The organism is Caulobacter sp. ErkDOM-E (assembly GCF_048541895.1).
Taxonomy (GTDB): Bacteria; Pseudomonadota; Alphaproteobacteria; order Caulobacterales; family Caulobacteraceae; genus Caulobacter.
In genome coordinates this window covers 1,141,780-1,161,121 of sequence record NZ_CP183331.1, presented here as the reverse complement: position 1 = coordinate 1,161,121, position 19,342 = coordinate 1,141,780, and the positions used below count along the sequence as shown (strand labels likewise).

General features: G+C 68.2%; 20 protein-coding genes and 3 pseudogenes. 12 read left to right on the top strand and 11 right to left on the bottom strand.

The features are described from left to right. Positions 1–102 precede the first annotated feature (102 nt). A complete protein-coding gene (locus ACN2C7_RS05750; protein ID WP_419320417.1) occupies positions 103–597 on the top strand; it encodes a GNAT family N-acetyltransferase in 495 nt (164 codons plus the stop codon). A gap of 21 nt (positions 598–618) precedes the next feature. Here ACN2C7_RS05750 and hutC read toward each other — a convergent pair whose 3' ends face one another. Together hutC and ACN2C7_RS05740 are read right to left on the bottom strand one after the other, a co-directional pair. After that, a complete protein-coding gene (gene hutC / locus ACN2C7_RS05745) occupies positions 619–1,329 on the bottom strand; it encodes a histidine utilization repressor (RefSeq protein ID WP_419320416.1) in 711 nt (236 codons plus the stop codon). Further along, positions 1,326–2,723, bottom strand: coding sequence for a formimidoylglutamate deiminase (locus ACN2C7_RS05740; protein WP_419320415.1), 1,398 nt, complete (start codon positions 2,721–2,723; stop codon positions 1,326–1,328). The genes hutC and ACN2C7_RS05740 overlap by 4 nt, the downstream gene beginning before the upstream one ends. Before the next feature lie 72 nt (positions 2,724–2,795). Here ACN2C7_RS05740 and hutI point away from each other — a divergent pair, with 72 nt between their 5' ends. Both hutI and hutH read left to right on the top strand, forming a co-directional pair. Further along, positions 2,796–4,001 carry an imidazolonepropionase gene (gene hutI / locus ACN2C7_RS05735; RefSeq protein ID WP_419320414.1) on the top strand — a complete coding sequence of 402 codons (1,206 nt, stop codon included), beginning with the start codon at positions 2,796–2,798 and terminating at the stop codon, positions 3,999–4,001. 2 nt (positions 4,002–4,003) lie between these two features. After that, complete coding sequence (gene hutH / locus ACN2C7_RS05730; protein WP_419320413.1) at positions 4,004–5,536, top strand: histidine ammonia-lyase; 1,533 nt, start codon at positions 4,004–4,006, stop codon at positions 5,534–5,536. Between the two features lie 13 nt (positions 5,537–5,549). Here hutH and ACN2C7_RS05725 read toward each other — a convergent pair. Beyond that, positions 5,550–5,661 (bottom strand): annotated as a pseudogene (locus tag ACN2C7_RS05725) (hypothetical protein); the annotation flags it as partial. A gap of 2 nt (positions 5,662–5,663) precedes the next feature. On the opposite strand from ACN2C7_RS05725, the gene hutG reads away from it, so the two are divergent. Then, a complete protein-coding gene (hutG, locus tag ACN2C7_RS05720) occupies positions 5,664–6,497 on the top strand; it encodes an N-formylglutamate deformylase (RefSeq protein WP_419320412.1) in 834 nt (277 codons plus the stop codon). After that, the gene (gene hutU, locus ACN2C7_RS05715) at positions 6,494–8,149 is read left to right on the top strand and encodes a urocanate hydratase (protein ID WP_419320410.1); all 1,656 of its coding nucleotides are present in this window, start codon (positions 6,494–6,496) and stop codon (positions 8,147–8,149) included. Before hutG ends, hutU begins: the two co-directional genes overlap by 4 nt. 221 nt (positions 8,150–8,370) lie before the next feature. Here the strand turns inward: hutU and ACN2C7_RS05710 are convergent, their stop codons facing one another. Both ACN2C7_RS05710 and ACN2C7_RS05705 read right to left on the bottom strand, forming a co-directional pair. After that, positions 8,371–9,921 carry a glycine betaine ABC transporter substrate-binding protein gene (locus ACN2C7_RS05710; protein WP_419320409.1) on the bottom strand — a complete coding sequence of 517 codons (1,551 nt, stop codon included), beginning with the start codon at positions 9,919–9,921 and terminating at the stop codon, positions 8,371–8,373. Further along, a complete protein-coding gene (locus ACN2C7_RS05705) occupies positions 9,914–10,711 on the bottom strand; it encodes an ATP-binding cassette domain-containing protein (protein ID WP_419320408.1) in 798 nt (265 codons plus the stop codon). The genes ACN2C7_RS05710 and ACN2C7_RS05705 overlap by 8 nt, the downstream gene beginning before the upstream one ends. A gap of 146 nt (positions 10,712–10,857) precedes the next feature. On the opposite strand from ACN2C7_RS05705, the gene ACN2C7_RS05700 reads away from it, so the two are divergent. The 3 genes and pseudogenes from ACN2C7_RS05700 (at position 10,858) to ACN2C7_RS05690 (ending at position 13,798) form a co-directional block, all read left to right on the top strand. Beyond that, positions 10,858–11,040: a hypothetical protein gene (locus ACN2C7_RS05700; RefSeq protein ID WP_419320406.1), complete on the top strand. Its 183-nt coding sequence runs from the start codon at positions 10,858–10,860 to the stop codon at positions 11,038–11,040. 298 nt (positions 11,041–11,338) lie between these two features. Further along, positions 11,339–11,449 (top strand): annotated as a pseudogene (locus ACN2C7_RS05695) (hypothetical protein); the annotation flags it as partial. Positions 11,450–11,821: 372 nt separating this feature from the next. Continuing rightward, a complete protein-coding gene (locus ACN2C7_RS05690) occupies positions 11,822–13,798 on the top strand; it encodes an ATP-binding protein (protein ID WP_419320405.1) in 1,977 nt (658 codons plus the stop codon). Between the two features lie 49 nt (positions 13,799–13,847). Here the strand turns inward: ACN2C7_RS05690 and ACN2C7_RS05685 are convergent. Further along, positions 13,848–13,969 (bottom strand): annotated as a pseudogene (locus ACN2C7_RS05685) (hypothetical protein); the annotation flags it as partial. 124 nt (positions 13,970–14,093) lie between these two features. On the opposite strand from ACN2C7_RS05685, the gene ACN2C7_RS05680 reads away from it, so the two are divergent. After that, positions 14,094–14,564, top strand: coding sequence for a GNAT family N-acetyltransferase (locus ACN2C7_RS05680; protein ID WP_419320404.1), 471 nt, complete (start codon positions 14,094–14,096; stop codon positions 14,562–14,564). Positions 14,565–14,755: 191 nt separating this feature from the next. On the opposite strand, the gene fliE is transcribed toward ACN2C7_RS05680, so the two are convergent. The 3 genes from fliE to flgB are packed head-to-tail and all read right to left on the bottom strand — an operon-like array spanning position 14,756 to position 15,949. Next, complete coding sequence (gene fliE, locus ACN2C7_RS05675; RefSeq protein WP_419320403.1) at positions 14,756–15,061, bottom strand: flagellar hook-basal body complex protein FliE; 306 nt, start codon at positions 15,059–15,061, stop codon at positions 14,756–14,758. A 10-nt stretch (positions 15,062–15,071) separates the two neighbouring features. Beyond that, positions 15,072–15,491, bottom strand: coding sequence for a flagellar basal body rod protein FlgC (flgC, locus tag ACN2C7_RS05670; protein WP_419320402.1), 420 nt, complete (start codon positions 15,489–15,491; stop codon positions 15,072–15,074). An 11-nt stretch (positions 15,492–15,502) separates the two neighbouring features. Beyond that, positions 15,503–15,949, bottom strand: coding sequence for a flagellar basal body rod protein FlgB (gene flgB, locus ACN2C7_RS05665; RefSeq protein WP_419320400.1), 447 nt, complete (start codon positions 15,947–15,949; stop codon positions 15,503–15,505). A gap of 118 nt (positions 15,950–16,067) precedes the next feature. Here flgB and ACN2C7_RS05660 point away from each other — a divergent pair, with 118 nt between their 5' ends. Genes ACN2C7_RS05660 through ACN2C7_RS05650 form a run of 3 tightly spaced genes read left to right on the top strand, consistent with a single transcriptional unit; the run spans position 16,068 to position 18,092 of the window. After that, positions 16,068–16,373 (top strand): hypothetical protein, encoded by a 306-nt coding sequence (locus tag ACN2C7_RS05660; protein ID WP_419321415.1) that lies wholly within the window; start codon positions 16,068–16,070, stop codon positions 16,371–16,373. Next, the gene (fliP, locus tag ACN2C7_RS05655) at positions 16,370–17,170 is read left to right on the top strand and encodes a flagellar type III secretion system pore protein FliP (RefSeq protein ID WP_419321414.1); all 801 of its coding nucleotides are present in this window, start codon (positions 16,370–16,372) and stop codon (positions 17,168–17,170) included. The genes ACN2C7_RS05660 and fliP overlap by 4 nt, the downstream gene beginning before the upstream one ends. Before the next feature lie 10 nt (positions 17,171–17,180). Then, on the top strand, positions 17,181–18,092 hold the full coding sequence (locus tag ACN2C7_RS05650; RefSeq protein ID WP_419320399.1) for a ribokinase: 912 nt from the start codon (positions 17,181–17,183) through the stop codon (positions 18,090–18,092). 170 nt (positions 18,093–18,262) lie between these two features. Here the strand turns inward: ACN2C7_RS05650 and ACN2C7_RS05645 are convergent, their stop codons facing one another. After that, positions 18,263–18,631: a hypothetical protein gene (locus ACN2C7_RS05645; protein WP_419320397.1), complete on the bottom strand. Its 369-nt coding sequence runs from the start codon at positions 18,629–18,631 to the stop codon at positions 18,263–18,265. A gap of 98 nt (positions 18,632–18,729) precedes the next feature. Next, positions 18,730–19,227, bottom strand: coding sequence for a PAS domain-containing protein (locus ACN2C7_RS05640; protein ID WP_419321413.1), 498 nt, complete (start codon positions 19,225–19,227; stop codon positions 18,730–18,732). Between the last annotated feature and the right edge of the window lie 115 nt (positions 19,228–19,342).

Here is a 19,342-nt window from a genome sequence, read left to right as displayed (position 1 = left end):
GAGACTGTAGACGTCCTCTGGTCGCTGACACGCACGTCTCGGTCGCCTTCCTGACGCACGCGAGGGGCGCCTCGCTGTTTTGGCTCCAGAGGATCCTCGACATTGGAAATCAGATCTGAGCGACCCGCCGATGTTGTCGCCATTTGTGAACTCACGACCCTGGCATTCAAGAACACTGCGCACGGCAGCGGCACGGAAGCGTTGATCGTGGAGCGGCTGAGGGCCGCCAAGGCCCTGGCCGTCTCCCTGGTGGCCATCGAGGACGATGAGCTCGTCGGCCACGTGGCCTGCTCGCCCGTGACAATTGAACCGGACCAGCCCGATTGGTACGGACTTGGGCCTGTTTCAGTGCGACCGGACCACCAGCGGCTCGGTATCGGCCAAGCCCTTATCCACGCTGCGCTGGACGAACTGCGGAACCTGGAGGCCGCTGGCTGCGTCCTCCTTGGCGATCCTGGCTACTATCACCGGTTTGGATTTGCGAGCGACGCGGCCCTGACCTATCGGGGCTCCAGATCTCGCTACTTCCAGCGCCTGTTCCTTAGGGGGACGTCGGCGACCGGCGACGTGTCTTTCCATCCGTCTTTCGACGACTGATGACGATAGCCGGCGGAGCGCCTAAGTCCCCGGCCCGAACCGCGCCACCAGGTCGTAGGCCTCGCCGGGGAAGACCTGCCGCACGCGGGTGACATGTTCGCCGGCGCGCCAGGTGCGGCGATCGACGACCAGGCAGGCCGCGCCTTCGTCCAGGTCGAGCAGAGCGGCGACGTCGGCGTCGGCGTTGACGGCGCTGATCCGGCTTTCGGCCTCGGTCCAGGCGACGTGTTCCAGCAGCCAGGCGCCGGGCGGCGTGGCTGACAGGTCGGCGGACGCGGCGTCCGGCGCGGTCTTCAGGCTGATCAGGCGGCGCTCCAGGGCGAAGGGCCGGCCGCCGGCGTCGTGGACGCCTTCCAGCGCCAGCAACTTGCCGCCCGCCGCCAACTCGCGCTCGTCGGCGTTGCCCCGCTCGGCGCCGCGCGTGCGGCTCGACAGCAGGCGGAAGGCATAGGTCTCGCCGCGCGACAGGATGGCCGACTGGATGTCGGGGATGTTGAGCACCGGGGCATGCACCCTGGGCCGGGCCACGAACGAGCCGGCCCGCTTGCGGCGCACGATCAGCCCAGCCTCGACCAGGGCCGCCATCGCCTTGCTGACCGTCATCCGGGCGCAGCCGTACTGGGCCATCAGCTCGGTCTCGAACGGCACGCGGTGGCCCGGCGGCCATTCGCCCGAGCGGATGCGGTCCTCGATATCGCCGCGAATGCGCTGGTGCAGCGGGACCGAGCTCACGCCAGCAGGGCTTTCAGGGTCTGGCGATAGCGCGTGGTCACCGCCTCGCGGGCATGGTGGCGACCGCCCTCGACCACCTGCCGGCCCTGCCGCCAGACGGTGTCGATGGCGCCGTGGCGGCCGGCGAAGACCAGGCTGTCGATCAGGGTGTCGCCCTCGCGCCCGATCAGGGCCGGATGCTCGGCGTCCAGGGTGATGAAGTCGGCCGCCGCGCCGCGCTTCAGCCCGCCTCGCCCCGCGCCCAGGGCCTGGGCGCCGCCCGCGCAGGCGCCGCGCCAAAGCTCGCCGCCGGTCGAACGCCGGGGTCCGCCGGCCAGCACGTTGCGAGCCCGACGGGTCAGGCGCTGGGCGTATTCCAGGGCCCGCACCTCCTCGGCCGCATCGATCAGGATGTTGGAGTCGGTGCCCAGGCCGAACGCCCCGCCGGCCGCCAGATAGTCGTGGGTCGGGAAAACGCCGTCGCCCAGATTGGCCTCGGTCACCGGGCACAGGCCCGCCACCGCGCCGCTCTTGGCCAGGCGCTCGGTCTCCATGGCGTTGATGTGGGTGGCGTGGATCAGGCACCAGCGCTTGTCGACAGGCGTGTGGTTCATCAGCCAGCGGACGGGGCGCTGACCGGTGGCGGCCAGGCAGTCGTCGACCTCCTTGGCCTGCTCGGCCACATGCATGTGGATCGGGCCGTCGCCGGCCAGGGGCAGGATGGCGTCCAGTTCCTCTGCGGTCACCGCACGCAGGCTGTGGGGCGCGATGCCGACCACCGCGTCGGGCGCGTCGGACACGATCTGGCGGCAACGCTCGACCAGCCGCGCGAAGCCGTCGACGTCGTGGATGAAGCGCTTCTGCCCATCCGTGGGCTGCGCGCCGCCGAAGTTGGAATGGGCGTAGAACACCGGCAGCAGGGTCAGGCCGATGCCCGTCTCGTTGGCCGCCGCCGCGATGCGCACGGCCATCTCGGCGGGGTCGTCATAGAAGCCGCCCGCCGGGTCGTGATGCAAATAGTGGAACTCGCCCACGCGGGTGAAGCCGCCCTCCAGCATCTCGATCTGGCCCATGGCGGCGATGGTCTGAACCTCGTCCGGACCCAGCCGGCCCAGGAAGCGGTACATCACCTCGCGCCAGGTCCAGAAGTTGTCGCCGGTGTCGCCCCGCGCCTCGGCCAGGCCGGCCATGGCCCGCTGGAAGGCGTGGCTGTGAACATTGGCCAGCCCCGGCAGGGCCGCGCCCAGGCGGGTGGCGTCGCCGGCGGGGACGTCAGTGTCGATGCGGGCGATGCGACCATCCGACAGGGTCAGCCTGACACTTCGCGCCCAGCCGTCGGCCAGCAGCGCGCTCTCGCACCAGACAACGGTCGCGCCCGTGTCCATGGGGGCTTCGGGAATCTGCGTGTCGGTCACTGGACAGGGCTCCTCGCTTGCTAATATGTCTATACATATTGAACACTGCCGCAAGAGAGGGAGGCGGGCGGAATGCAGTGCGACACATTGTGGACAAACTGCCGGCTCGCCACCCTTGATCCGGCGCGCGAAGGCCTGGGAATCGTCGAGCGCGGCGTGGTGGCGGCCCGTGATGGCCGCATCGTCTATGCCGGCGACGTGGCCGAGGCCCCCGCCTTCGAAGCCGCTGAAACGATCGACTGCGACGGCCGCTGGATCACCCCCGGCCTGATCGATCCCCACACCCATCTGGTCTTTGCCGGCGACCGCGCCCACGAGTTCGAGCTGCGCCTGGCCGGCGCCTCCTATGAGGAGATCGCCCGGGCCGGCGGCGGCATCGTCTCGACCATGACCGCCACCCGCGCGGCGTCCCAACAGCAACTGGTCGCCGGCGCCCTGCCCCGCCTGGACGCCCTGATCGCCGAAGGGGTGACGACGGTCGAGATCAAGTCCGGCTACGGTCTGTCGCTGGACGACGAGCAGAAATGCCTGCGCGCCGCCCGAGCCCTGGCCGACTGCCGCTCGATCGATATCCGCACCACCCTGCTGGGCGCCCACGCCCTGCCGCCCGAGTTCAAGGGTGATCCTGACGGCTATATCAACCTGGTCTGCAAGCAGATGATCCCCGCCGTCGCGGACGCGAAGCTGGCCGAGGCGGTCGATGTGTTCTGCGAGGGCATCGGCTTCACCCCGGCCCAGACAAGGCGGGTGTTCGAGGCTGCCCACAAACGGGGTCTGAAGATCAAGATCCACGCCGAGCAGCTGTCCAACCAGAACGGCGCGGCCCTGGCCGCCGAGTTCTGGGCCCTGTCGGCCGATCACCTGGAACATCTGGATCAGACCGGAGTCGAGGCCATGGCCGCCGCCGGCACGGTGGCGACCCTGCTGCCCGGGGCCTTCTATTTCACGCGCGAGCACAAGTTGCCGCCGATCGAGGCCCTGCGCGCGGCCGGTGTGCCGATGGCCCTGGCCACCGACTGCAACCCCGGCACCTCGCCGATGACCTCGCCGCTGCTGGTCATGAACATGGCCGCCACCCTGTTTCGCATGACCGTCGAAGAGTGCCTGGCCGGCTTCACCCGCGAGGCCGCCCGGGCGCTGGGCCTGCTGGCTGACCGGGGAACGCTGCAGGCCGGCAAGGCCTGCGATCTGGCCATCTGGGACATCGAGCGTCCCGCCGAACTTGTCTATCGCATGGGCTTTAACCCGCTGCATGCCCGCGTCTGGAAGGGTCATTGACCATGGTTGTTCTGCATCCCGGCGAAGTCTTCCTGATGGAGTGGAAGAAGGTCTATCGCGGCGAGGCCGCCCGGCTGCATGACGACGCCTGGCCGGTGATCGAGGCGAGCGCCCGGGCTGTGGAGCGCATCCTGGCCCGGGGCGAGCCGGTCTATGGGATCAATACCGGTTTCGGGAAACTGGCCAGCGTCCGCATCGGCGACGAGGACCTGGAACGGCTGCAGCGCAACATCGTGCTGTCGCATGCGGCAGGCACAGGCGAGCCGTCACCGGTTGCCGTGATCCGCCTGATGATGGCCCTGAAGCTGGCCAGCCTGGCTCAAGGCGCCTCGGGCGTGCGGGTCGAAACCGTGAAGCTGCTGGAAGCCATGCTGGTCCAGAACCTGACGCCGGTGGTCCCCTGCCAGGGCTCGGTCGGGGCCTCGGGCGATCTGGCGCCGCTGGCTCACATGGCCGCGACCATGATCGGCGTGGGCGAGGTCTTCGTCGACGGTGTCCGCGTTCCCGCCGCCCAGGCGCTGGAAGACGCCGGCCTGGCGCCGCTGGTGCTGGGCCCCAAGGAGGGTCTGGCCCTGCTGAACGGCACCCAGTTCTCCAACGCCAACGCCCTGGCCGCCCTGTTCGAGGCCGAGCTGCTGTTCCAGTCGGCCCTGATCACCGGCGCCCTGTCGACCGAGGCAGCCAAGGGTTCGGACACCCCGTTCGACCCGCGCATCCACCTGCTGCGCCGCCATGTCGGCCAGATCGAGACCGCCGCCGCCCTGCGCAACCTGATGGCCGGCTCAGCCATCCGCGCCTCGCACCTGAAGGAGGACGAGCGGGTCCAGGACCCCTATTGCCTGCGCTGCCAGCCCCAGGTGATGGGCGCGGCGCTGGACGTGCTGAAACAGGCGGCAACCACCCTGGCCACCGAGGCCAATGGCGTGTCGGACAATCCGCTGATCTTCCCCAGCGACGTGGAGGGCGGCGACGAGGCCCTGTCGGGCGGCAATTTCCACGCCGAGCCCGTGGCCTTCGCGGCCGACATGATCGCCTTGGCGGTCTGCGAGATCGGCTCGATCGCCGAGCGTCGCATCGCCATGCTGGTCGACCCCGCTTTGTCGGGCCTGCCGGCCTTCCTGACGCCCAAGCCGGGCCTCAACTCCGGCTTCATGATCCCGCAGGTCACCGCCGCCGCCCTGGTGTCGGAGAACAAGCAGAAGGCCTATCCGGCCAGCGTCGACTCGATCCCCACCTCCGCCAACCAGGAAGACCACGTCTCGATGGCCGCCCACGGCGCCCGGCGCCTGCTGGCCATGGTCGAGAGCGCTACGGCGGTGATCGGCATCGAGCTGCTGGCGGCGGCCCAGGGCTGTGATTTCCATGCGCCGCTGAAGTCGAGCGAGGTGCTGGAGGCGGTGCGCGGACTGGTTCGCAAGCAGGTGCCGCATCTGGAAGACGACCGGCATTTCCACCCCGACATGGAGGCCGCCAACCTGCTGGTCCGCTCCGGCGCGGTGATCGCGGCGGCGAGCGACCTGCCGGGGGTGGTTTAGTGACCTTACGGCCAAAGACCTTGTCATCCCGGAAGCGCGTAGCGCTGTCCGGGACCCAGGGGCCGGCGCAGTGCGGTTGCCCCTGGGTCCCGGCTCTCCGCTGCGCTGCGGCCGGGATGACAAGCTTATGAGTGTCGTGGCCAAATCCTGGCTCATCGTCCACCGCGGCGAGGCCCCGCTAGTCGTCAGCCTGCCGCACACCGGAACCGAGATCCCGCCGGAGATCGAGGCCCGCCTCGTCTCGCCTTGGCTGGCCCGCAAGGACGCCGACTGGTGGGTGGACAAACTCTATGACTTCGCCGGCGACCTGGGCGCCACCGTGATCCGCACGGCGATCTCGCGCACGGTGATCGACGTCAATCGCGACCCGTCCGGCGCCTCGCTCTATCCGGGCCAGACGACCACCGAGCTTTGCCCGACCACGACGTTCGACGGCGAGCCGCTGTATCGCGATGGCCAGGCGCCGGACGACGCCGAGATCGCCCGCCGCCGCGCCGCCTTCTTCGATCCGTATCACGCCGCACTGACCGCCGAGATCGTCCGGCTGCGGCAAAGCCATGACCGCGTTGTGCTCTACGAGGCCCATTCGATCCGCTCACTCGTGCCGCGCCTGTTCGACGGTCCGCTGCCGCAGTTCAATCTCGGCACCAACAGCGGCGGCAGCTGCGACGCGGCCCTGACGGCGTCGGTCGAGGCGGCCTGCGACGCATCAAGCCTGAGCCGCGTCACCAACGGTCGTTTCAAGGGCGGCTGGACCACGCGCCATTACGGTCAGCCGTCCGAGGGCGTCCACGCCATCCAGATGGAGCTGGCCTGCCGGGGCTACATGGACGACCCGGTCAAAACGCCGACGCCCGACGCGTGGCCCGCCCCCTATCGTCCCGACCAGGCCGCGCCGATGCGCGCGGTGCTGAACGACGTCCTCTCCGCCTGCATCGCCTTCGCCAGGGATCCCGCATGACCCGCATCGACAACAGCCGCGTCATCCGCGCCGCCACCGGAACCGAGCTGACCGCCAAGTCCTGGCTGACCGAAGCGCCCCTGCGCATGCTGATGAACAACCTGCACCCCGACGTCGCCGAGCGACCCGAGGAGCTGGTGGTCTATGGCGGCATCGGCCGGGCGGCGCGAGATTGGGAGAGCTTCGACAAGATCGTCGAGACCCTGAGGCGGCTGGAGGACGACGAGACCCTGCTGGTCCAGTCCGGCAAACCGGTCGGGGTGTTCAAGACCCATGCCGACGCCCCCCGGGTGCTGATCGCCAACTCCAACCTGGTGCCGCGCTGGGCGACCTGGGAGCATTTCAACGAACTGGATCGCAAGGGCCTGGCCATGTACGGCCAGATGACCGCCGGCTCGTGGATCTATATCGGCGCCCAGGGCATCGTGCAGGGCACCTATGAGACCTTCGTCGAGATGGGCCGCCAGCACCATGGCGGCGACCTGTCGGGCAAGTGGCTGCTGACGGCGGGTCTGGGCGGCATGGGCGGGGCCCAGCCGCTGGCGGCGGTGATGGCCGGCGCTTCGTGCCTGGCCATCGAGTGCCAGCCTTCGCGCATCGAGATGCGGCTGCGCACCGGCTATCTGGACCGGTCGACCGACAGCCTCGACGAGGCCCTGGCCTGGATTGCCGAGGCCAAGAGCCCGATCTCGGTCGGCCTGCTGGGCAACGCCGCCGAACTGCTGCCGGCGATGTTCCAGCGCGGCGTCCGCCCCGACCTGCTGACCGACCAGACCAGCGCCCACGACCCGATTAACGGCTATCTGCCGGCCGGCTGGACGCTGGAGCAGTGGGCGAGCGCCAAGGAGCGCGATCCGCAGAGCGTCAACCGCGCCGCCCGCGCCTCGATGGCCGTCCACGTGAAGGCCATGCTCGACTTCCAGGCCGCCGGGGTGCCGACCGTCGACTATGGCAACAACATCCGCCAGATGGCGCTGGAGGAAGGGGTGACCAACGCCTTCGACTTTCCGGGCTTCGTGCCGGCCTATATCCGCCCGCTGTTCTGCCGGGGGATCGGTCCGTTCCGGTGGGCGGCGCTGTCGGGCGATCCGGAGGACATCGCCAGGACCGACGCCAAGGTCAAGGAACTGATCCCCGACAATCCGCACCTGCATAACTGGCTCGACATGGCGGCAGAGCGGATCAAGTTCCAGGGCCTGCCGGCGCGCATCTGCTGGGTGGGCCTGGGCGATCGCCATCGGCTGGGCCTGGCCTTCAACGCGATGGTCGCCAGCGGCGAGTTGAAGGCCCCCGTCGTCATCGGCCGCGATCATCTGGATAGCGGTTCGGTCGCCTCGCCCAACCGCGAGACCGAGGCGATGCGCGATGGCTCGGACGCCGTGTCGGACTGGCCGCTGCTGAACGCCCTGCTCAACACGGCCTCGGGCGCCACCTGGGTGTCGCTGCACCATGGCGGCGGGGTGGGCATGGGCTTCTCGCAGCACGCCGGCATGGTCATCGTGGCCGACGGCACCGAGGCGGCCGCCAGGCGGCTGGCGCGGGTGCTGTGGAACGACCCTGCCAGCGGGGTCATGCGCCATGCCGACGCGGGGTATGAGATCGCCGTCGATTGCGCCCGGGAGAAGGGGCTGGATCTGCCGGGGATTCTGTAAATTCCGCTCTCCCCGGCGAATGCCGGGGCTATCGCATAGGGGTTGCGGCCGAAAAATCCTGTCATCCCGGACAAGCCTGGCGAAGCCGGGCGCCGATCCGGGACCGCCGGAAGCACAGAGTTCAGGCGTCGGTCCCGGCTCGGCGCGCTTCGCGCTTGGCCGGGATGACATCCGCTTTTTGATCAAGGGCGAGAGCCGGGGAGAGCGGCCTTGAGAGAGTCCTATTTGCCCTCCAGCATCTTCGCCGCCTCCGCCGCGCTGAGCTTGTTTGCATCGCGGTCCACCGCGTAGTTCGCCGCCTGCATCCGCTTGACGTCGATGCTCCCTGCCAGCGGCGCCAGAGCCGAGACCAGCCGCTTGTCCGCAGCCCGCTTCGGCGAGATCAGGATCACCGCGTCATAGGGCGGCAACGCCCCCTTGGGGTCGCCGAGCAACACCAGGTCGTCGGCCGCGATCCGCCCGTCGCTGGAGAAGGCCGAGATCACGTCGGCCTCGCCCGAGGCCAGGGCGCGGTACATGAAGGTGGGCTGGAACTGGCGCCTGGCCCTGAAGCTCAGGCCATAGGCGGTCTCGACGCTCTTCCATTCGGGGCGGGAGAAAAACTCCAGGTCGCCGCCCATGGTCAGGCTTCCGCCCCTGGCGGCGAGATCGGCCAGGGTCCTGATGCCCAGCCGCTCGGCGGTGTCGCGGCGCATGGCCAGGGCATAGGCGTTCTCGAAGCCCAGCGGGGCCAGCAGCACGACGCCGTCGCGATCCTTCAGGCCGGTGCGCAGCTGGTCCAGTACCGCCTGGCGGCCGGGATTGTCCTTGCGGCCCAGCACATTGGCCCAGAGGGTGCCGGAATAGTCGACATAGGCGTCGATCTCGCCGGCCGCGAGGGCGCGATAGGCCACCGCCGAACCGAGATTGATCTTGCGCTCGACCCGCCCGCCCCGCGCCTCGACCCGCGTCGCCATCAGCTCGGCCAGCACATATTGCTCGGAGAAGTTCTTGGCCCCGATCACGTAGCTGGGCTGGCCCCGGCTCAACGCCACGCCGGCCAGGGGGGCGAGCGCTGCGACGAGGCCGAGGGCCAGGCCGGCCACGCCAGCGATCCAGCGGCCACGAACCCGCCGTCCGACGCCGCTCTCGATCAGGCCCAGCAGCTGATCGACGACCATGGCCAGCACCGCCGAGGCCGCGCAGCCGACCAGCACCGCCACCCAGTCCTCGGTCTGCAGCCCCGAGAAGATGTAGTCGCCCAGCGAGGTCTGGCCCACCGGGGTCGAGAGGGTGGCCGCGCCGATGGTCCATACCGCCGCCGTCCGCACCCCGGCCATGATCACCGGCAGGGCCAGGGGCAGCTCCACGCGCCACAGCCTCTGGCGGTCGGTCATGCCGACGCCGCGCGCCGCCTCGACCACGGCCGGGTCGACGCCGGTCAGGCCCGCCGCCGTGTTCCGCAGGATCGGCAGCATCGAATACAGGGTCAGGGCCAGCAGCGACGGCAGGAAGCCCAGGGCCGAAAAGCCATGGCCGGTCAGCTTCAGCGACAGGCCCGAAAGCAGCAGCAGCAGCGGGAAGAACAGGGCCAGCAGGGCCAGGCTGGGAATGGTCTGGATCAGACCGGCGCCCGCCAGCGCGATCCAGCGCAGGCGGGGATTGCGGGCGGCCAGCACGCCCAGCGGCAGGGCGATCAGCAGACCCAGGCCCAGCGCTGCCGCCGACAGGGCCACGTGCCAGCCCAGCCGCTCGGGCAGCAGGGCCAGGGCCTGATGCAGGCGATCATCCATGAGCCAGCCTCGCCAGTTTTTCGGCCTGACGGCGCGGGGCGTCGATCAGGGCGGCGACGCGGGGATCGGCGTGACCGCCCGACAGCAGGGCGGCGGGCGTATCGTCGGCGATGATCTCGCCACCTCGCTCTCCGGCCGCCATGACCACGATCCGGTCGGCGGTCAGCAGGGCCTCGCCGACATCGTGAGTGACCATCACCGTGGTCAGGTTCAGCGCGTCATGCAGGCGCCGGACGTCTTCGGCCAAGGCCACGCGGGTCACGGGGTCGAGGGCGCCGAACGGCTCATCCATCAGCAGGATCGACGGCTCGGCGGCCAGGGCCCGGGCCACGCCGACCCGCTGACGCTGTCCGCCCGACAGTTCGGCCGGCAGACGCGCGGCGACCTCACGGGGTAGGGCGATCAGGTCCAGCAGGGTGTCGACCCGGGCGGCGATCGTCTCGGCCGGCCAGTCCAGCAGGCTGGGGGTGATCCCGATGTTCTGGGCCACGGTCATGTGGGGAAACAGGCCCACCTCCTGGAAGACATAGCCGATGCGGCGGCGCAGGGCCGGGCCGGGCTGGCTCGCCACATCCTCGCCGTCGATCAGCACCCGCCCGGTGGTCGGGACGATCAGGGCGTTGATGGTCTTGAGCAGGGTGGTCTTGCCCGCCCCCGATCCGCCGACCAGGGCCACGAACTGGCCGCGGGCGATCGACAGGCTGGCGCCGGTCAGCACCGGCGCGCCGTCATAGGTCTTGCCGATGCCGTCGAGGATGATGGCGCCAAGAAGGGTGTGTGGAGCGGTCATGCAGTCTCCGGGGGCGCGCGCCCTACCCTGGCCCGGATCGCGGCCGACGCAAAGCGCGGGTGCGACAAGGCGGCGCGCGGCGAATGTCGCAATGGTGCGGAACCGGCTCAATCCCGATCCTGTTGATGGTTAATCGGAGATCACAGATGGCCTCGTCCCTGCAGTCCGCCCCTTTCGACGCGCGCCGCGCCAAGCGCCGCGCCAGCCAGTGGCCGCTGGGCCTGTCGGTGCTGGTGATGACCGTGGCCAATGCGGCCCTGTGGTACGCAATCTACGCCCTGACCCACGGCGTCTTCGCCCTGGATCCGAGCTTTTTCACGGGGCTTTGAGCGCCGCTGGCGCACGCAGCTTCACACCCCCGCGCTTTCGCTGCGATGGCGATGGAAAGGGTCGCGGAGCGTCCGGACCACGTCCGGAGGAAAATAGAATAACCGTTTCGACGAAGCCGAGCGCTCCGCGTGGTCGTTATCCATCAGCGTCCCGGCGGGTGGCCCAGTTGGGGCCTTACCGGAACCCGGACGCCTCGGTTTCCCGAAGTCCCGAAGGTCGGGGGGCGTGGGGCCAATCCTGACCAACACTCGCCTTGATCCCCATCCACGCCGACGGCGGGCGGGTCCTGCAACGCCAGGATCCCCGGACCGGTCGAGTATCCCCCTCGACCCCAGCCCCGCTCGATCACCCCCCGCCGCCGCAATGGTCGCTGGCCTTGCGCCCTTTCCTCGCGACGAGGTGGGATGATTATGCGGCTGGTTTCAGCGCGTCTGATTGGCGCGATCAAGTTTTTTACAAGCGTTTGATCTGGCAGGGGTTTGCTTGGGAGATCGCGGGGATTGAGGGCGGTCTATCCCCACAAGTCCTCCCCCTGAAGGGGGAGGTGTCGGCCCGTTCGGGCCGACGGAGGGGGAAGTGACTGCTGACTCCTTGCGGTCTTCCCCCACCGGCCTCCGGCCGCCTCCCCCTTCAGGGGGAGGACTTGTCAGAGCGCCTGTCCCCCCGTCCCCCAAAATCGCGGCCTTGTTTTGGCCCAGCCGGAATGAGCCTATTGTCGCCCAGGGCTCAACAGTCCGATTCCCGCATCGACCAGATCGATGCGCTGCTGTGGAGGCGCAGGTGGCGTTCTGGAAGCGGCGCAAGTCGATTTCCAATCTCGCGATCGAGCAGGTGGCGGCGTTCTATGCGCAGCTGACCGAGGGCGCGGTAGTCGCCGACGCGAGCGGCCGCATCCTGATGGTCAATGCCGAGGCCGCGCGCATTCACGGCGCGTCCCACCTGAAGATCGGCCCCGAAGACTACGCCAAGGCCTATTCGCTGCGCACCCTGGACGGCGCGCCGCATCCGCCCGCCGACCTGCCGCTGGCCCGCGCCGTGCGGGGCGAGGTGGTCAGCGAGGCGCGCTGGCGCATCGTGCGGCCCGACGGGGTTTCGGTGCTGGCGATCGGCGGCGCCTCGCCTGTCCGCGACGCCGAGGGCGTGCAGATCGGCGCGGTGCTGACGGTTCGCGATGACACCGCCCGCGATGTCGTCGAGCAGGAACTGCGCCGGCTGAACCAGGGTCTGCAGGCCGAGATCAAGGCCCGCACCGCCGAGCTCAGCCGCGCCTGGGAGCTGAGCGCCGACTTCCTGGCCATCTGCGGTCTGGACGGGCTGATGACCGCCTGCAATCCGGTCTGGAGCCGCCGCCTGGGCTTTGACGAGATGACGCTGTTCATCACCCCGTTCTGGGATCTGGCCCCGCCGGAGGACCAGGACCACGCGGCCGCCAACTTCGCGGTAACGCGCGGCCGCAAGACGCCGGTGGACTTCACCAGCCGGGTGGTCGGGCTGGAGGGCGGCGTCTTGACCGTGCAGTGGACCCTGGTGGCCGAGAAGGACCGCATCTACATCTCGGGCCGCGACGCCACCCTGGAGACCCGCACCGCGGCCGAGCTGGAGGAGGCCCATACCGCCCTGCGCCAGGCCCAGAAGATGGAGGCCATCGGCCAGCTGACCGGCGGAGTGGCCCACGACTTCAACAACCTGCTGACCGTGATCCGCTCCAGCGTCGACCTGCTGCGCCGGCCCGACCTCGATGAGCGCCGCCGGCGGCGCTATATCGACGCGATCGGCGAGACGGCCGACCGGGCCGCGCAACTGACCGCCCAGCTGCTGGCCTTCGCCCGGCGCCAGCCCCTGAAGACCGAAGTGTTCGACGCCGTCGACAGCGTCCGGCGGCTGCAGACCATGCTGCAGACCCTGGTCGGGGCCAATGTCGCGCTGGAGGTCGAGTCCGCGTGCGAGACCTGCGCGGTGGAGGCCGACCGGGGCCAGTTCGAGACGGCCCTGATCAACATGGCGGTCAACGCCCGCGACGCCATGGGCGGGCGCGGCCGGCTGTCGATCCAGGTTTCCACCTCCGACGTCATCCCCGGCGGGCGGGCCGCGTCGGCGGTATCGGGGCGCTTCGTCGTGGTGGCCCTGACCGACACCGGGCCGGGCATCGCGCCCAGCCAGATGGAGCGGATCTTCGAGCCGTTCTACACCACCAAGGCCGTCGGCAAGGGCACGGGCCTGGGGCTGAGCCAGGTCTATGGCTTTGCCAGGCAGTCGGACGGCGACGTGCGCGTGGGCAGCCTGCCGGGCCAGGGCGCGACCTTCTCGCTCTACCTGCCGGCCACGGCCAAGCGTCTGGCCGAGAAAGCCGCCCCCTTCGCGTTCACCGAGGCCGTGGCGCCGCAACGCCATCGCGTGCTGATGGTCGAGGACAATGTCGAGGTCGGGGCCTTTGGTCACCAGCTGCTGACCGACCTTGGCTATACGGTCACCCTGGCCCGCAGCGCCGTCCAGGCCCAGGCGCTGCTGGAGGTCGATCCCGACGCGTTCGATGTGGTGTTCACCGACGTGGTCATGCCCGGCGAGATCAACGGCCTGCAACTGGCCAAGCGGCTGCGCGAGACCCGGCCCGACCTGCCGGTGATCCTGACCAGCGGCTACAGCGACGCCCTGGCCAACAGCGAGGGCCAGGGGTTTGACCTGCTGCAGAAGCCCTATTCGATGGAGGCCCTGTCGCGGATCATCCAGCAGGGCGGACGGGCGGCTGTGGTGGAGTGAGGTAGGGGGGGAGCGGGCGTTCGGTGCTCCGCGCTTCCCCCTAAACCACCGTCATTCCCGCCCTCGTGGCGGGAACCCCTGGTTCAGCTGACACGTGAAGCGCCAGCGAAGTGCGCACGCACTTCGCCCCTCCGGCACTTGCGGCGGCACGAGGGGTTCCCGCCACAAGGGCATGTGTAATCCGAAACCGACAAGTGCTGGCCGTGGAGATTTGAAGGTCGCTTGTCGGCAGGGCCGCCGAGCGGGGACCCACGCCCCCATAGCGAACATTCATTTGCTCTGCCATGATCAGAATATGGCTTCGTCAACATTGAGCATCAGGCCCGCATTGCGTGAAGACATCGCAACGCTTCTGGATTTGTATCAACATCTTGCGCCGGGCGATGAGAGGCCTAGCCTCGACCACGCTGCCGAGGTCCTCGAACGCTTCATGTCCTACTATGGAAGCGCGATCTTTCTTGGCGAGGCGGATGGACGGCTAGTTTCGTCTTGTACCCTTGTCGTCATTCCAAATCTTACGCGCGCGGCCCGCCCCTATGGCCTGGTGGAAAATGTTGTCACCCATAGCAACTATAGGCGCCAGGGTTTTGGAAAGCAGATGTTGGACGCAGCTTCAGACGCGGCCTGGGTGGCTGGCTGCTACAAGGTCATGCTGATGACTGGGTCAAAGAAGCCAGAAACGCTGGCCTTCTATCTCCAGGCAGGCTTCGAACAGTCAAAGACCGGCTTTCAAAAACGGCGCATTCCCATCCGCTCCGAAAACTGAGCACCGGCCGTTTTTCCGACGCTGCCGTAGCCGCAATGTCCACTATTCACCCCGAACAACGGGCGATCACCATGTCCGCTTCCGGGCGCGGCGGCCGACCTTTGCCAGTGTCGGTGCATCCCCTCATTTCGGGGCGGGAATGACGGGAGATATAGGTAGAGTCAGAAAACGAAAAAGCGGACGCCAGCCCCCTAGATCGGCATCCGCATGATCTCTTGATACGCCGAGATCACCTGGTCGCGCACGGCCATCACCGTCTCAAGGCTGGCTTCCGCCGACGAGATCGCGGTGACCACGTCGATCAGCTCAGCCTTGCCGGCCACCTGCTGGGCGACCTTGATTTCGGCGGCCTTGGAGGTCTGGGTGACGTCGTTCATGGCCGACTTCAGGAGGTCCCCGAAGTCCATGCCCTTGGCGGCGGGGGCGCCGCCGATCGAGCCGACAGACATGGCGCCTTGCGAAGCATAGGCCTTGGCGGCGGCGAGCGCGGTGATCATCGGTCAGCCCCTATTTGCGCAGCATGTCGAGGGTGCGCGACTGCATGGCGCGCGCCGTCTCGATGACATTGAGATTGGCTTCGTAGGCGCGCTGCGCCTCTTTCATGTCGAGCGCCTCGACCAGCGAATTGACGTTGGGCAGCTTGACATAGCCCTTGTCGTCGGCGGCCGGATTGCCCGGATCATACTCGGTCTTGAAGTCGCTCTGGTCGGCTTCGACGCGCAGCATCTGGACGCCCTCGGCGCCCTCGATCTTGGTCGGCTTGAACACCGGCACCTGGCGGCGGTAGGGGTCGCCGCCGGGGGTGCGGGCGGTGGAATTGGCGTTGGCGATGTTCTCGGCGATGACCCGCATGCGGCCTTGCTGGGCGCGCAGGGCCGAGCTGGCCACGGCCATGGTCGACAGCGAGTTGGACTTGATCTCGGGCATCTAATCCTCCTTCACCCGTTAACCTTGCGGGAGGCCATCCGCAGCATGGTCATGGACTTCTGGTAGAAGCCGACGGCGGCGTCATAGTTCATGCGCGCATCGGACATCTTGAGCATCTGGTCCTCAAGCGTCACGGCGTTGCCGTCGAGCGTGGTTTCCGAATCAGCGCCGGCCGTGGCGCGCCAGGCGCTGGGCGCTTTGGACGGCGCCATGTGCGAGGCCGAGGTGGCCATCATCGAGACGCCGCTGGTCGGGGCGACCCGGCCGCCGCGATAGGGCGCCTGGCCCGAGCCCTGGTTCATCAGCGAGGCCTGGAAGCTGTAGGGCTTCAGGTCGCGCGGCTGATAGCCGGGCGTGCTGGCGTTGGCCACGTTCTGGGCGATGACCTTCTGCCGCTCGGACAGATAGCCGAGCCGGCTCTTGAGCATGCCAAAAAGGGGAATGTCGTCGGGACCCATGGCGATCATGGTGAAGAAACAGGGTTAATCGGCCATTAAGGAGCCTCAGGCACACCAGTCTCAGCGGGGTGTTTCGCCTGCGCCATCTTGTCTCGCAGAGTTGGTCGATCCGGGCGTCATGAACATTCTGGAATTCATCCGCGCCATCGCCGCCCTGGCCGTCACCCTGGGCCTGATCGGCCTGGCCGCCTATGCCCTGCGCCGCTTTGGGCCCGACGCCCTGACGCGCATGGTTCACGCCCGGCAGGTGCGCCGGCTGCGGGTGGTCGAGAGCCTGGCCCTGGACCCCACACGACGCCTGGTGATCTTCAGCCTGGACGGCGAGGAGCGCCTGATGCTGCTGGGCGAGGGCAAGATGCTGGACTGGGGGCCCAAACCCGCCGCCGCCTCCCCCGCCGTTCCCGCTCCGGAGCCCGTGGTCTGATGCGCAGCCTGATCAAATCCATCACCGGCGCCAATTCGCAGGACCTGCGCCGCGCCGCCATCATCTCGGTGCTGGTCGCCTTCGGCACAGCCGTGCTGCCCGCCGCCGCCTTCGCCTCGTCGGCGATCAATGTGAACCTGGGCACCGGCGCGGGACTGTCCGAGCGCGTCGTCCAGATGGTGGGCCTGCTGACGGTGCTGTCACTGGCCCCGTCGATCGTGATCATGACCACCTCGTTCGTGCGCATCGTCGTGGTGCTGGGCCTGTTGCGCACCGCCATCGGCGTGCAGCAGAGCCCGCCCAATCCGGTGATTATCAGCCTGGCCCTGTTCCTGACCGCCATCGTCATGGGCCCGACCTTCGAGCGGTCCTACGATCTGGGCATCAAGCCGCTGCTGGACAAGCAGATGGAGTTGCCCGAGGCGTTCGAGGCGGCCGGCGGGCCGGTCAAGGAGTTCATGCTCAAGCAGGTGGATCGCGAGGACCTGGCCCTGTTCGTGCGCCTGTCGAAGATCCCCACGCCCAAGACCGCCGCCGACACCCCGCTGAACGTGGTGACGCCGGCCTTCATGATTTCCGAACTGAAGCGCGCCTTCACGATCGGCTTTCTGCTGTTCATCCCCTTCCTGGTCATCGACCTGGTGGTCGCCAGCGTGCTGATGAGCATGGGCATGATGATGCTGCCACCGGCCACAATCAGTCTGCCGTTCAAACTGATCTTCTTCGTCCTGGTGGACGGCTGGCGACTCGTTGCAGGCAGTCTTGTTGAGAGTTTCCAGCGCGGCGCTGGGGGTTAAGGGTCAGGCTATGAGCGTCTTTGTTCTGGGTTCCATCAATCTGGACGCCGTCGCGCGGGTCGATGACCTGCCGCGTCCGGGCGAGACGGTGGCGGGCCTGTCGCTGGAGCTGTTTCCCGGCGGCAAGGGCGCCAACCAGGCCGTGGCCGCCGCACGCCTGGGCGCCCCGACCCGGCTGATGGGCGCGGTGGGCAAGGAAGACGCCGGCCCCGGGCTGAAGACCAAGCTGTCGGAATATGGCGTGCAGGTCGGCGATGTCCTTGAGCTGCCGAGTGTCCCGACGGGTCAGGCCCATGTCTGGGTGGCGTCCAGCGGCGAGAACATGATCGTGGTGACCAGCGGCGCCAACGCCGCCATCACCCCGCAACACGTGGCCGCCACGTCGCTGGACGGCCAGCGGATCCTGCTCAGCCAGCTGGAATCCCCGGCCCACGCGATCGAGACCCTGTTCCGGGCCGGCGCCGCCAAGGGCGCCCTGCGGATGCTGAACGCCGCCCCCGCCCTGCCCCAGGGCGCGGCGCTGTTTCCGCTGACCGACATCCTGATCCTCAACCAGACCGAACTGGCCACCTACGCCAAGCTCGACCAGGAGCCCGTGCGGCTGGAAGAGGTGTCGCGCGCGTCACGCAAGCTGATGAGCCGTCCCGACCAGGTGGTGATCGTCACCCTGGGCGCGGCGGGCGTGGCCTGCATCCGCCGCGACGAGGCCTTCCTGATCGAGGGCCGCAAGGTCAAGGCCCTCGACACCACCGGGGCCGGCGACTGCTTCTGCGGCGCCCTGGCGGCCTGCCTGTCGATCAATATGGACCTGCGCGAAGCCGTCGAAATGGCCAACGCCGCCGCCGCCCTGTCGGTGCAGAAATCCGGCGCCGCGCCGTCCATGCCCAGCAAGCGCGAGGTCGAGGCGTTCCTGGAGGGGTGAATTTTACACCGCTCTCCCCGGCGAAAGCCGGGGCCCAGATCGCACCCGAAACGCCGGAAAGTCGGCAAGGCTTCAGGCGCGCCCACACCAAACGCTCCAGATGAGTCTGGGCCCCGGCCTTCGCCGGGGAGAGCGGGTTTTTAAGATCAGCGCCGCACGGGTATCACGCCTTAGCGGAAACCAAATGCCGCCCAGACCAACAAGATCAAACATGCCGGCGCCAAGGTGACGAGCGTGGAGAATGCCAGGCCCAGCCGAAAAACCAGCGGCCTGACCGGCGCGGTGTTTTCCACCCGTCCAGCCGACCAGAGCCATTCGCTGATCCAGCCCAGCGTGTAGGCTATGTTGACCGCCACGGCGTAGCCACCGACGAGCACAAACAAGAGTGTGGGCTCCAAAACATCCCCGCCAGGAGGTGTGAAACGGCCGCCGACAACAAACATGACAGCGATCGAGGCGAGGCCGGCCAACGCTATTACGGCGTTGAACGGAATTCTGCGAAGCTCCCACCACATGATGGCTGACCAAGGCGGCGACATGATTTCCCCTCGTCACGCAGCAACTCGCGTGATGGAGGAAGCCTAGCTGCGTTTAAACCAAAGGAAAGCCTGCATGCGCGCTGGCGCCAGATTCGCGACTAGGCCGCGCGGATGCCGCTGAAGCCGTGATCCGAGGCCGAGCCGATCACCGCGTCGTAGCCGAGGATCATGTCGACGTCCTTGCCGTTGCTGGCCAGGGGCAGGCGTAGCCACAGGATCGACATGTGCGGCGCGCCGCGCCAGGCCATGCTGTGAACGCCGACGCCCGGACGGCGGCCATCGACCACCTTGTCCAGCTCCTTGCGCCAGTAGTCGCCGGCGGCGGTGTTGTAGACTTCCGACAGACCCTTGCCGGTGATCTCGCGGCCATAGACGCCGTACAGGCCGGTGCCGGCCAGACGCAGGCGATAGTCGCGCGGCTCGTTGATCACGTCGATCAGGCTGACGGTGGGCAGCATGCGCTTGATGCCGAGCGGATTCAGGTCCGCACGCGCCGGGAGGGCCGCCCCCCGTCGGAGTGACGCCCAGTAGGCGAACATCTCCTGGTGAGCGCGGGCCGCAGAGGCCGATGCGCTCAACTGCGCGTTCATCTTCAGATTCCTTAACAAGCCGTTGGAATCACGACGATTCACTATCGCTTAAGGACCGAATCGCGGGCAAGCGAAAACAGCGTCGCCAGCCAAGATTTCGGTAAAGAGTCAATCCGCAAGC